The sequence below is a fragment of the Saccharopolyspora sp. NFXS83 genome (assembly GCF_026241095.1).
Taxonomy (GTDB): Bacteria; Actinomycetota; Actinomycetes; order Mycobacteriales; family Pseudonocardiaceae; genus Saccharopolyspora_C.
Genome location: NZ_JAPFGB010000001.1, coordinates 36,554 through 49,082, shown reverse-complemented (window position 1 = coordinate 49,082; position 12,529 = coordinate 36,554). Strand labels below are relative to the sequence as shown.

The 12,529-nt window shown below is 72.2% G+C and carries 12 protein-coding genes and 1 pseudogene; 5 read left to right on the top strand and 8 right to left on the bottom strand.

Going from position 1 to position 12,529, the window contains the following annotated elements; translation table 11 throughout:
- The first annotated feature begins 30 nt into the window (after positions 1-30).
- The 4 genes from OOZ19_RS00250 (at position 31) to OOZ19_RS00235 (ending at position 2,815) form a co-directional block, all read left to right on the top strand.
- Positions 31-240, top strand: a complete 210-nt coding sequence (locus tag OOZ19_RS00250) for a hypothetical protein (RefSeq protein ID WP_266086882.1) — start codon at positions 31-33, stop codon at positions 238-240.
- Between the two features lie 125 nt (positions 241-365).
- Positions 366-1,520 carry an N-acetylglucosamine-6-phosphate deacetylase gene (gene nagA, locus OOZ19_RS00245; protein ID WP_266086880.1) on the top strand — a complete coding sequence of 385 codons (1,155 nt, stop codon included), beginning with the start codon at positions 366-368 and terminating at the stop codon, positions 1,518-1,520.
- Between the two features lie 260 nt (positions 1,521-1,780).
- Positions 1,781-2,002, top strand: a complete 222-nt coding sequence (locus OOZ19_RS00240) for a hypothetical protein (RefSeq protein ID WP_266086878.1) — start codon at positions 1,781-1,783, stop codon at positions 2,000-2,002.
- 150 nt (positions 2,003-2,152) lie between these two features.
- Positions 2,153-2,815: a VTT domain-containing protein gene (locus OOZ19_RS00235; protein ID WP_266087723.1), complete on the top strand. Its 663-nt coding sequence runs from the start codon at positions 2,153-2,155 to the stop codon at positions 2,813-2,815.
- Between the two features lie 63 nt (positions 2,816-2,878).
- On the opposite strand, the gene OOZ19_RS00230 is transcribed toward OOZ19_RS00235, so the two are convergent.
- From OOZ19_RS00230 to OOZ19_RS00195, 7 genes and pseudogenes are all read right to left on the bottom strand, one after another.
- Positions 2,879-3,532: a TrmH family RNA methyltransferase gene (locus OOZ19_RS00230; protein WP_266086876.1), complete on the bottom strand. Its 654-nt coding sequence runs from the start codon at positions 3,530-3,532 to the stop codon at positions 2,879-2,881.
- On the bottom strand, positions 3,529-4,188 hold the full coding sequence (locus OOZ19_RS00225; RefSeq protein ID WP_266086874.1) for a hypothetical protein: 660 nt from the start codon (positions 4,186-4,188) through the stop codon (positions 3,529-3,531). The genes OOZ19_RS00230 and OOZ19_RS00225 overlap by 4 nt, the downstream gene beginning before the upstream one ends.
- 25 nt (positions 4,189-4,213) lie before the next feature.
- Entirely contained in the window at positions 4,214-4,756 is a 543-nt protein-coding gene (gene pyrE / locus OOZ19_RS00220; RefSeq protein ID WP_416309372.1) for an orotate phosphoribosyltransferase, read from the bottom strand.
- Between the two features lie 289 nt (positions 4,757-5,045).
- Entirely contained in the window at positions 5,046-5,819 is a 774-nt protein-coding gene (locus OOZ19_RS00215) for an SDR family NAD(P)-dependent oxidoreductase (protein WP_266086872.1), read from the bottom strand.
- 35 nt (positions 5,820-5,854) lie between these two features.
- Complete coding sequence (locus tag OOZ19_RS00210; RefSeq protein ID WP_266086869.1) at positions 5,855-6,643, bottom strand: TtfA family protein; 789 nt, start codon at positions 6,641-6,643, stop codon at positions 5,855-5,857.
- A 347-nt stretch (positions 6,644-6,990) separates the two neighbouring features.
- A pseudogene (locus tag OOZ19_RS00205) lies at positions 6,991-7,679 on the bottom strand (ABC-2 membrane transporter-related protein).
- Positions 7,680-7,762: 83 nt separating this feature from the next.
- On the bottom strand, positions 7,763-8,392 hold the full coding sequence (locus tag OOZ19_RS00195; RefSeq protein ID WP_266086863.1) for a TetR/AcrR family transcriptional regulator: 630 nt from the start codon (positions 8,390-8,392) through the stop codon (positions 7,763-7,765).
- An 88-nt stretch (positions 8,393-8,480) separates the two neighbouring features.
- Here OOZ19_RS00195 and OOZ19_RS00190 point away from each other — a divergent pair, with 88 nt between their 5' ends.
- The gene (locus OOZ19_RS00190; RefSeq protein WP_266086861.1) at positions 8,481-9,701 is read left to right on the top strand and encodes an MFS transporter; all 1,221 of its coding nucleotides are present in this window, start codon (positions 8,481-8,483) and stop codon (positions 9,699-9,701) included.
- Positions 9,702-9,914: 213 nt separating this feature from the next.
- Here the strand turns inward: OOZ19_RS00190 and clpB are convergent, their stop codons facing one another.
- Complete coding sequence (gene clpB, locus OOZ19_RS00185) at positions 9,915-12,497, bottom strand: ATP-dependent chaperone ClpB (protein ID WP_266086859.1); 2,583 nt, start codon at positions 12,495-12,497, stop codon at positions 9,915-9,917.
- Positions 12,498-12,529: the final 32 nt, after the last annotated feature.

Genomic DNA, 12,529 nt, shown 5'->3' with positions numbered 1-12,529 from the left:
TGATCACCCCGACGCGGGTCCGCTGATCAGGTGAGCGAGCTGCGGACGGCGACGACCGGGGAGATCGCCGTGCCGTCGGCGCGAGGTGCCTCCGAGGCGCCGACGCTTCCGGAGCGGCCGTTCGGGCTACCACCAAGATCACCCGATCAACATCGGGTTTTCACCCTCCTGCCGCAGGGCACCGGGCGGCACCCCATGATCCGACGGCGCGGCAGCGAAGACCACACCATGCTGGTGTAGACCATTAACGGGTCGGTGCCGGAAGATGGCAGCGCCGACCACCGCAGCCATCGCCGCCCGACGCGGCCTCGCCCGCGGCCCCGGCGACACCGCGGCGCGGGCGACAACGAAAGTGGGGACAGCCAGTGAACGCGCACGACACCGGGGCCCGCACCCTCACCGCGAGCCGCATCGTCACCCCGGACGGCGTGCTGGAGAACGGCTGGATCCGGCTGTCCGGCTCCGTCATCGACGAGCTCGGCACCGGGCCCGCGCCCGCCGGGGCCACCGACCTCGGCGACGGCTGGCTGGTGCCCGGTTTCGTCGACATCCACTGCCACGGCGGAGGCGGCGGCTCGTTCACCGGGCTCGAAGCCGACCAGACGCGCGCCGCACTCGCCGCGCACCGCTCGCACGGCACCACCACGACGCTCGCCAGCCTCGTCACCGCCCCGCTGGCCGACCTGGCCAAGCAGGTCGGCGCGCTGCACGAGCTGGTCGTCGACGGCCTGCTCGACGGCATCCACCTGGAAGGCCCCTTCCTGTCCGCGGCGCGCTGCGGCGCGCACGACCCGGCGCTGCTGCGGGAACCCGACGAGCAGGCGGTGCGCACCCTGCTCAAGGCGGGCAAGGGCTCGATCCGGATGGTGACGCTGGCGCCGGAGCTCGACGGCGCGATCCCCGCCGTGCGCACCCTCGCCGAGCAGGGCGTGATCGCCGCCATCGGGCACACCGACGCCGTCCGCGAGCAGGTGCTGCCCGCGGTCGACGCCGGGGCGACGGTCGCCACCCACCTGTTCAACGGGATGCGCCCGCTGCACCACCGCGAGCCCGGCCCCGTCGGCACCCTGCTCGACGACGAGCGCATCACGGTGGAGCTGATCTGCGACCTCGTGCACCTGCACCCGGCCGTGGTGGGCTTCGCCGCGCGGCACGCAGGCACCGGCCGGACCGTGCTGATCACCGACGCGATCAGCGCCACCGGCGCCGGGGACGGGACCTACGAGCTGGGCAAGCTCCCGGTGACGGTGGTCGACGGGGAACCGCGGCTGGCCGACGGTTCGCTCGCGGGCAGCACGCTCACCATGGACGCCGCCTTCCGCAACCTCGTCCACGGCGGCGGGCTGCCGGTGACGGCGGCCGTGCACGCCGCCTCGACCCGGCCCGCCGAGCTGCTCGGCGCCGCCGACCGGGTCGGCTCGCTGCGGCCGGGCTTGGCCGCGGACCTCGTGCTGCTCGACGACGACCTGAACCTGCGGCGCGTCATGAAGGCCGGGACCTGGCACTCGACCAGCCGGTGAGCCCGCACCGCCGCGACCGGCGAGAGCCCGCACCGTTCCGGGCGTGATCGTCGTCGTGTCAGCGGCGAAGCCGCTGAGCAGCGACCACGCGCGCAGCCGGACCACCGGCGGGTTCTCAGTGGTTTCCTCGCGAGGACAGCAATTTTGCGTGTGGCGGAGCCACTCGAAAAATTGATCCCGCAGCGAGGAATCCGCTGAGGTTCCGCCACCCGGCCACCCGAGCCGGACGAGCGAGAGAACAACCTCCTACGCTGGCAGGCATGGAGAGTTCGCGGGACACCCCGGAGAACCTGCTGTCCGCCGCGCTGCGCGCGCAGGCCGTCGGCGGGCAGCCCGGCAACGTCGCCCCGCCCTCGCCGCAGCCCCCACCACCTGCCCGGCAGCCCGCGCCGCGCGGGCTGCCGGTCGGACCGGTGCTGCTGTTCGCCCTGCTGCTCGGCATCGCCGCGGGCGGCCTCGCCGGAGTGCTCACCCTCGCTTGATCCGCGGTCGCACCGCCCGACGAGTCGGACGTCACCAGAACTCGTCCGGCGCGGCGACTTGCCCCGCCCCGAGCGGCGGGGGTCGGGCTGGCGGTTCACGCCCAACGGGCACCGGTACCGTTGGCGAGCGTGACGACCGAACTCCCCGCGATGCTCAACGCCGCTGGCACGTCCACGCTCGCCCTGCTGCCGTCCTGGCTGGATCCGGAGAACATCGTCAGCTCGCTCGGCCCGTTCGCGCTGATCGGTGTCTGCCTGATCATCTTCGCGGAGTGCGGCCTGCTCATCGGGTTCTTCCTGCCCGGTGACTCGCTGCTGTTCGTGACGGGTCTGTTCGTGGCGACCGGTGCGATCTCCACGCCGATCTGGCTGACCTGCCTGCTGCTGTCCGTGTGCGCGTTCGTCGGCAACGTGACCGGGTACTGGATCGGCCGGAAGGTCGGGCCCGCCCTGTTCAACAAGCCCGACTCGAAGCTGTTCAAGACCGAACACGTCGACAAGACCCACGAGTTCTTCGAGCGCTACGGCGCCCGCGCGATCATCCTCGCCCGGTTCGTGCCGATCGTGCGCACGTTCATCACCGCCGTCGCCGGCATCGGGCAGATGGACCAGCGGAAGTTCTTCACCTACTCCGCCATCGGCGCCGTGGCCTGGGCCGCGGGCATGACGGTGCTGGGCTACTTCCTCGGCACCATCCCGATCATCAAGGAGAACCTCGAGGCGATGGCGATCCTGATCGTCTTCATCTCGATCCTCCCGATCATCATCGAGTACGTGCGAGGACGCCGGACCAAGGCGAAGGACGCCGCCTGAACCACTGGCACCTGAGCCCGGCCGGACGCGGACGACCCGCGCCGGCCGGGCTTTTTCACGCCCTCACCAGGCGCGGGACGGGTCCGCGTGCTGCGCGATCCAGGCGTGCATGGCGATGCCCGCCGCCACCCCCGCGTTGATCGAACGGGTCGACCCGAACTGCGCGATGGACACCACCGCGTCCGCGGTGTCCCGCGAGTCCGAGTGCAACCCCGGCCCCTCTTGGCCGAACAGCAGCACGCAGCGCTCCGGCAGCGCGGTGCGCTCGATGGGCGTCGCGCCCGGCGTGTTGTCCACCGCGACGATCGCCAGCCCTTGCTCGGCGGCGAACTCGCGCAACGAGCCCAGGTCCGGGTGGTGGTGCACGTGCTGGTACCGGTCGGTGACCATCGCGCCGCGCCGGTTCCAGCGGCGGCGGCCCACGATGTGCACGGCGCGGGCCGCGAACGCGTTCGCGGTGCGCACCACCGTCCCGATGTTGTGGTCGTGCTGGAAGTTCTCGATGGCCACGTGGAAGTCGTGGCGCCGGGTGTCGAGGTCGGCGACCACCGCGTCCCGGTGCCAGTACCGGTAGTGGTCCACGACGTTGCGCCGGTCACCCTCGGCCAGCAGCTCCGGGTCGTAGCGCTCGTCGTCCGGCCACGGCCCCTCCCAGGGCCCCACGCCGACGCCGGTCCCCCACTCGGTGGGACCGGGCACGTCCGTCTCCTGGTTCATCGCCCGGACAGCTCCCCCCACGGAACGCCGCCGTGCACGTCGACCAGCAGGTCGAGCACCGGCAGCACCGTCTCCGGCTTCGCCGAGCCGCCCCGGAACGCGACGACGTGATCCGGCGCGAACTCCAGCACGACGTCCTTCATGCGTTCATCGGTGAGCAGGGCGCGCGCCAGGCCCGGCGGGACCGCGCGGCGCGCGAACTCCGCGTCCGGCGAGGTCAGCAGGTACGCGCGGTCGAACTCCGGGTCGCCCGAAGCGACCCGCAAGTCCTGGCCGAGCGCGCCGAACACGCCTGAACGCGCCAGCCGGAGCTCAGGTCCGGGCACCGGGCGCGGCAGCACCACGGCGAACCCGAAGGTGAACACCCGCTGCCCGAGCCCCGGTGGACGCCGGTACTGCACGGCCTCGAACGACCGGCCGCGGTGCTGTCCCGCCAAGTGGAAGTAGTCGTGCAGGCCGCGGGAACTCGCGAACTCCCGCAGCACCCGCACCTGCCGCCACAGCTCGTTGCCCGGCACCTGCCGCCAGCCCGGCCCGGACCGCAGCAGCCGCTGGAAGTTCCCGGCGGAGCGCTTGCGGCCGAGCACGGCGAGCAGCACCCCGCCCACCAGGACCAGGACGATCAGGACGAAGGCGAGCGGGACGATTGCTTCCACGAGGTACGACCGTTCTCCAACGGGGTCAGCTCAAGCCGAGATCGGCCAGGTTCAGCAGCGAACGGTAGCTCAACCCGGCGGCCTCGATGGCCTCCTTCGCACCGGTGCCCCGGTCGACCACCGTCACCACGCCGACGACCTCGGCGTTCTCCTCGCGCAGCGCCTCCACCGCCGTGAGCACGCTGCCACCGGTGGTGGAGGTGTCCTCCACGGCGAGCACCTTGCGGCCCGCGACACCGGGGCCTTCGATGCGGCGCTGCATGCCGTGGGCCTTCGCGTTCTTGCGGACCACGAAGCAATCCAGCGGGCGGCCGGGCGCGTGCATCATCGCGGTCGCGACCGGGTCCGCGCCCAAGGTGAGGCCGCCGACGGCGTGGTGCTCCCAGTCCGCGGTCAGCTCCCGCAGCAGGCCGCCGATGAGCGGCGCCGCGGCGTGGTGCAACGTCGCCCGACGCAAGTCGACGTAGTAGTCCGCCTCCTTGCCGGAGGACAACGTCACCTTGCCGTGCACCACGGCGAGTTCGGTGACTAGCCGGGCAAGTTCAACACGTCGCTGCTGGTCAATCACGGTTTTGATCCTACTGGGGGGCTGGGCTCGTTCTGCTGGGGTGGTCGGGTGGCGGAACCTCAGCCGTCTTCTCGCTGCGGGATCTTTTTCCCGAGTGGCTCCGCCACGAGGGAAAAAGCCGTCCTCGCGAGAAGACAGCTGAGAACCCGCGGGTGGTCGAGTTCTCGACGTGGGCTGTGCGCTGGCGCGCATACGAGCACGGCCTTCGGCCGCAAAGCAGGCGGGCTTCGCCGCCCAAGGCACGGCTTCGCCGCGAGGCATGGGCTCGGCCGGCTGCTTCCGCGGTGGCTCAGGTTCGGCCGGGGACCGCACGGGTGACCACTGCTCGCTGGAGGCGGTGGGGGATGAGGCGGCCCACGGTGACCAGCGCCTTGTACTGCGGGCTCGGGATCGAGACCGAGCGGCCTCGGCGCAGGTCGGAGAGGCCCTCGTGGACGACGTCGTCGGCTCGCAGCCAGAACGCCTTCGGGAGGCGGCCCATGGACAACCCGGCGCGCTCGTGGAACTCGGTGCGGGTGAAGCCGGGACACAAGGCCATGACGCGCACCCCGCTGCCGGTCAGCGCCGCGGCCAGGCCTTCGGAGAACGTCGTCACCCAGGACTTGGTGGCGGCGTAGCTCGAACCGGCCACCGAGAAGAAACCGGCGACGCTGGACACGTTGATGACGTCGCCGCCGCCGCGCGCCCGCATCCCCGGCACCACCGCGTGCGTCAGCCGCAGCACGGCGGCCACGTTCAGGTCGAGCTGCTTGCCCAGCGTGGCCCGGTCGGTGTCCCAGAACGCCCCGGAGGTGCCGAAACCCGCGTTGTTGACCAGCAGGTCCACCGGCCGCCGCTCGTCGGCGACGCGCCGCTCCACCTCCGCGAGCTGCGCTTCGTCGGCGAGGTCCGCCACGAGCACCTCGACGGTGACGCCGTGGCGGGCGCGCAGCGCCTCGGCCAGCGCCTCCAACCTCGTGCCGTCGCGGGCGACGAGCACCAGGTCGTGTCCCTCGGCGGCGAGCCTGCGGGCGAAGGCGTTGCCGATTCCGGCGGTGGGGCCGGTGACGAGTGCGGTAGGCATGGCTCGCACCGTATCGCCTTGCCGACCGGCTTCCGTCAGGACTGGTTCTCGGAGTGCTCGGCCCGCTCGACGCGGATCGTCTCGTTGGTGTCCGCCGGGGACGTCGCCCCGGTCGCTCCCTTGAGCTGCCGGGTGGGTTCGGCGTCCGCGGCGGGCTCCGGCTCGTCCAGGGACTCGTTCGGGTCGGTTTCGAACGGGTCGATGATGTCGGCGAGCTCGCCCAGCGAGCGCAGCAGGCGTTCCAGGCGGGCCGGGTCGGCGCCGTCGGGTTCGATGGCGGCCAGCACCCAGTCCTGCTCCAGCCACACCACGGTGACGTCGGGCCCGACCTCTTCGGCCGCCTCCACCAGCGACGGCGTGACCAGCGGACGAGCGGCGGCGACCTCGGTGACGAAGGCGTACCGGGAGCCGACGGGACCGAGCAGGTCCAGCCCGGAGTCCTGCGGCACCGGCACGTCCGGCTGCCAGAGTTCGAGGGTGGTGCTGATGCTGCGGCGGCAGCGCACGCCGGCGAGCACGGTGGCGACCTTGTTGTTCACGGTGAGGTCGAGCACGTAGACCTGGCGGCGGCCGTCGGCGGTGAACGTGGAGCCCGCGACGACGTCGGTGGCGGTGCTGCCGCTGTGCTGCGCGAGCGCGCCGCGTTCCCAGCGCGTCGGCAGCACTTGATCGATTTCGGCGAACTGCCAACCGCGCAGCGCCGCCCAGCGGCGTCGCTCCCGGTTGTTCGGGGCGCGTCGTGTGCGGTCGGCGATCAGCAGCGCGACGCCCGCAGCGATCGCGAGGACGGCGACGAGGAACCAGACCCAGGCAGGGATACCCACACCGCGCAGGGTAGTCCCGTCGTCATCTCCCGCGAAGATCGCCGGGGTCTCCCGCCGCGAATTGCGCCATCCGTGCGAGGTGCGCAGCACGGATGCTCCGGGAGGGTGCCGCTCCGGATACGAGCGGGCCTCGCGGGCCCGTTCCGCGAACCCGTTTCGCGCAGCGGCCGGGGTGAACGGGAGCGGCGGCGGAAGGGGCTCGCGGCCCGCCGCGAACCGGTTCGAACGCGGCGCGGCGACGAGGGCCGGAAACGAAGAAGGACGGGAGCGGCGAACCGTTCCCGTCCTTGTCTCCTTCTCTTATCGACCGGCTGATCCTGTCTCTGTAGCGGCCGATCGGGTGAACGTCAGACAGAAATCCGCCGGAGCCACCAACCGGTGAACGCGAACAGCGCGAGCGCGGTCGCGACCAGCAGACCGGCCTCGATGCCCTGGAAGAGCCAGAACCGCTCGGCGGGGTGGCAGCTCACGAGGTCGATCCCCGGATGTCCGACGATGAACGAGTCGCGCACCGCCTCGGTCGGCCGCGAGATCACCGGGCTCAGGTAGTGCGGTCGCAACCCGATCCACACGACCAGCGACCACACCACCGAGCCGACCAGCGTCGCCGCCATCGCGGGCACGGTCCGCCGCAGCACCGCGCCGAACGCCACGCCGATCGCGAAGCCGCACAGGCAGTTCGCCGGGAACACCGGCACGCCCTGGGTGAAGGTCGTGAACCAGCCGCCCTCCGCGGCCAGCGGGGCGAACCACCGCATGTGCACCACCGCGAACACCGTGGCGAGCACCGAGATCACGACCCCAGGTACGCGACCTTGGCCGCCAGCCAGCGATCCCGGTCCACGCCCTGCGTCCAGGCGTAGCGCACCGTGCGCTGCTCCAGTTCCCGCGCCACCAGCGGAGCTCCGACGAACGCGCCGATCAGCGCGGGCAGCGGCGAGAACAGGTTGTTGAGGTCCTCGAAGAACTTGAGCTGCCGGGGAAATCCGCTCGCCGGCGCGTAGACGACCTCAGGTCCGGCGGCCACCGCGTACATCCCGGCCAGGCCGAGGAAGAGCACGGCGAGCCCAGCACGGCGACGCGGCGCCGGCGCCAGTTCAGCCAGATCATGCGGGGACCTCAGGCGGTTTCGGGCCGCCGCATCGCGTGCACCTCGGCCCAGTCCGGCGCCGCGCCGGGCAGCTCGGCGCGGTCCCCGGCGCGCAGGCCTTCGACGACCAGCGCCAGGTAGCGGGCGCGCAGGTCCGCGCGCCTCGGCTCCGCGATCGGCAACGCCGGGTTGAGGTGCTTGAACAGCAGCACCACGTCGGCGGCGGCGAAGTCGGCGCGCAGCTCGCCGGCCTCGTGCGCCGCACGCACCAGCGCCTCGACGGAGTCGGTCATCTCCCGGCGGATCTCGGTGTACTCCGCGGAGTGCGACCGGCCGGGCTCGTCCGGCGGCAGGACCGTGCCGACGCCGCTGCCCTCGGCCAAGCACCGGAACAGGAACCGGGTGAACGCCCGCCACGGATCGGATTCCTCGGCGGCGGCCGAGCGGGCCTCCGCGACGATCCGGCGCAGGCAGCTGATCCGCACCTGCTCGGCCAGTTCGGTCTTGCTCGGCCAGCGGCGGTAGATGCTGGCCACGCCCACACCGGCGCGCTGCGCGACCTCGGAGATCGGCGCGCCGAAGCCCTGCTCGGTGAACACCTCGCGGGCGGCTGCGATGACCCGTTCGGCGTAGCCGGTTGATCGCTGGGCTGTGGTCATGGACACAGCGTACGCCGGAGCGGAATGTTCCGCTCCGCTCGACGGTTGGCCCCGAGCGGAACCACCCGCCCGCGCACAGAGGAGGGGCATGACCGCGCCCGAGCTCGCCGTCGACCGCCCTGCCCGCGCCCCGCGGGCGCTGCTCACCCCGCAACGCGCGTTCTGGTTCGTCGGCGCGCTGCTGGCGCTGTTCCTGATGGCCTCCACCGCGCCATCACCGATGTACGCGATCTACCAGCAGCGCTGGCACTTCTCGGCGACCGTGCTGACCGAGGTGTTCGGCGCCTACATGATCGGCATCCTCGTCGCGCTGGTGCTGTTCGGCGCCCTGTCCGACCGGGTCGGCAGGCGCCCCGTGCTGCTCGGCTCGCTGGCGCTGGAGATCGTGTCGCTGCTCGTGCTGGCCTTCGCGCCCGACGTGGGATGGCTGTTCCTCGGCCGGTTCCTGCAGGGCGTCGCCACCGGAGCCGCGACGGGTGCGATGAGCGGCTCGCTGCTGGACTTCCAGCCGCCCGGCACCAGCCGCGGCGCCACCTTCAACGGGGTGGCGGCGGGACTCGGCATGGCGGTGGGCTCCGGCGTCGCCGGGATGTTGGTGCAGTTCGCGCCCGCACCCACCGAACTGGCCTACCTGCTGCTCGTCGTCGCCTTCCTGGTCGCGCTGCCGCTGGTGTGGCTGATGCCGGAGCCGGTGCGGACCGGCCCGATCGCGCTGCGGAAGGCGTTGCGACCGCAGCGGCCGGGCGTGCCCGCCGGGCGCGGCAAGGCGTTCGCGCTGCTGGCGACGACGATGCTGTCCGCCTGGACCATCGGCGGGATGTTCATGTCGCTGGGCCCGTCGGTGGCCAAGAGCCTGGTCGACGGCACGCCTTACCTGATCGGCGGGTTCGCCGTCGTCGCCGTGACCGGGGTCGGGGCCATCGCCCAGCTCAGCGCGTCCGGCTGGCTCGGGCAGCGGGCGGTGCGCGTCGGCGCTCCGGCGCTGATCATCGGGCTCGTCGCGGTGGCGGGGGCGGTGCTGTCCGGGAGCGCGGTCGCGTTCTTCGCCGGGTCCGCGGTCGTCGGCGTCGGCTGGGGACTGATGTTCATGGGCGGGTTCCGGCTGCTCACCGCGCTGGCCGATCCGCGGAACCGGGCCGCGACCGCGTCGATGATCTACATCGTGGCGTACCTGTCGGCGACGGTGCCCAGCGTGAGCCTCGGAGTGCTGACCACCTACGCCGGGCTCATCACCTCGACCCTCGTCTTCGCCGCCATCGCCGCGCTCTTCGCCGCGATCGCCTGGGCGGGCACCTACGTGCGGCACTGAACCCGTTCTGCGCAGAGGCGTGGCCGACCCCCAGCGGTCTTCTCACCGCGGGATCGATCTCGCGGGTGGCTCCGCGCCACACCCGACATCGCCGTCCGCGCGAGAAGACCGCCGAGAGCCCGCTGCGGTGGCGGTGTCGAGGGTGGTCAGCGGCTTCGCCGCTGACGGGACACCGACACCCCCGCCCTGCTCGTCACCGTCCCAGCAGGACGGTCAGGCCGGGCTCACCGTGAGGGCCGAGTTGTCGTCGGCCACGTCGACCAGGACCTTGTCGCCGTCGCGGACCTCGCCCGCCAGCAGCTGCTTCGCCAGCTGGTCGCCGATCGCCGACTGCACCAGCCGCCGCAGCGGACGGGCGCCGAAGACCGGGTCGAAACCGTTGATCGCCAGCCAGTCCCGCGCCGCGGGGCGCACGTCCAAGGTGAGCCGCCGCTCGCTCAACCGCTGCGCCAGCCGCTCCACCTGGATGTCCACGATGGACGTCAGCTCCTCGGTGTTCAGCGAGTGGAACACCACCATGTCGTCGAGCCGGTTCAGGAACTCCGGCTTGAACTGCTTGCGCACCACCGAGAGCACCGCGTCGTCGCGCTCCTGCTCGGACAGGTTCGGATCGGCGATGGCCTGCGACCCGAGGTTCGAGGTGAGCACCAGGATCGTGTTCCGGAAGTCCACCGTGCGGCCCTGGCCGTCGGTGAGCCTGCCGTCGTCGAGCGCCTGCAGCAGCACGTCGAACACATCGGGGTGCGCCTTCTCCACCTCGTCGAACAGCACCACCGAGTACGGCCTGCGCCGCACCGACTCGGTGAGCTGCCCGCCCTGGTCGTAGCCGACGTAGCCGGGCGGGGCGCCGACCAGGCGGGCCACCGAGTGCTTCTCGGAGTACTCGCTCATGTCGATGCGGATCATCGCCCGCTCGTCGTCGAACAGGAACCCGGCGAGCGCCTTCGCCAGTTCCGTCTTGCCGACGCCGGTGGGTCCGAGGAACAGGAACGAGCCGGTGGGGCGGTCGGGGTCGGCGACGCCCGCGCGGGTGCGGCGCACCGCGTCGGACACCGCGCGCACCGCCTCGGCCTGGCCGACGACGCGCCGCTCCAGCTCGTCTTCCATGCGCAGCAGCTTCGCCGTCTCGCCTTCGAGCAGCCGCCCGGCGGGGATGCCGGTCCAGGCGCTGACCACGTCGGCGACGTCGTCGGGCGTGACCTCCTCCTGCAGCATCGCCTTGCGCTCGCTCTGCGCCTCGGTGGCGGTGGCGAGTTCCTTCTCCAAGGTGGGGATGCGGCCGTAGCGCAGCTCGGCGGCCTTGCCCAGGTCGCCGTCGCGCTCGGCCCGGTCGGACTCGCCGCGCAGCTGCTCCAGCTGCGTCTTGAGGTCGCGGACCTTGTCGATGGACTCCTTCTCGCCCTGCCAGCGGGCGGTGAGCCCGGAGAGCTGCTCGCGCCGGTCGGCGAGCTCGCCGCGCAGGGTGGCGAGCCGGTCGACGGAGGCGGCGTCGGCCTCCTTGGCCAGCGCCATCTCCTCGATCTCCAGGCGGCGCACCGCGCGCTCCACCTCGTCGATCTCCACCGGTCGCGAGTCGATCTCCATGCGCAGCCGGGACGCGGCCTCGTCGACGAGGTCGATGGCCTTGTCCGGCAGGAACCGCGCCGTGATGTAGCGGTCCGAGAGCGTCGACGCGGCCACCAGCGCCCCGTCGGTGATGCGCACGCCGTGGTGCACCTCGTAGCGCTCCTTGAGCCCGCGCAGGATCGCCACGGTGTCCTGCGGGCTGGGCTCGCCGACCATGACCTGCTGGAAGCGGCGTTCCAGCGCGGCGTCGGTCTCGATGTGCTCGCGGTACTCGTCCAGCGTGGTCGCCCCGACCATGCGGAGCTCGCCGCGCGCCAGCATCGGCTTGATCATGTTCCCGGCGTCCATGGCGCCCTCACCGGTGGCGCCGGCACCGACGATGGTGTGCAGCTCGTCGATGAACGTGACGACCTCACCGGCGGAGTCGGTGATCTCCTTGAGCACGGCCTTGAGCCGCTCCTCGAACTCACCGCGGTACTTCGCGCCCGCGATCATCGAGCCGAGGTCGAGCGCGACGACGCGCTTGCCGCGCAACGACTCCGGCACGTCACCGGCGATGATGCGCTGCGCCAGGCCTTCGACGATGGCGGTCTTGCCGACACCGGGCTCACCGATGAGCACCGGGTTGTTCTTGGTCCGCCGGGACAGCACCTGCACGACGCGGCGGATCTCGGAGTCGCGCCCGATCACCGGGTCCAGGTCGCCGTTGCGGGCGCGGTCGGTGAGGTCCTGGCCGTACTTCTCCAGGGCCTTGAAGGTGCCCTCCGGGTCCGGGCTGGAGACCCGCGCGGAGCCGCGCACCTCGGTGAACGCCTCGCGCAGCGCGTCCGGAGTCGCGCCGTGCCTGCGCAGCAGGTCGCCGACCTGCCCGCCTTCGGCGGCGAGCCCCACCATCAGGTGCTCGGCGGAGACGTAGTCGTCGCCCATCTCGGTGGCGAGGTGCTGGGCGTGCGTCACGGCCTTGAGCGCGTCCCGGGACAGCTGCGGCGCGGAGACCGTGGAGCCGGAGGCGGCGGGCAGCGCGTTGATCAGCCCCTCCACCTCGCGGCGGACCTCCGAGGGGTCGGCCTCGACCGCGGTGAGCAGGGGCGCGGCGATGCCGTCGCCCTGCGCGAGCAGGGCGCCGAGCAGCCGGGCCGGACCGACGTCCGGGTTTCCGGCCACCGTGGCGGCCTGCGCCGCCGAGGAGATCGCCTGCTGGGTCTTGGTCGTCGGGTTGAAAGCGTCCATTCCTCCACCTCGCCAGGGCATCGCTCGCGAGC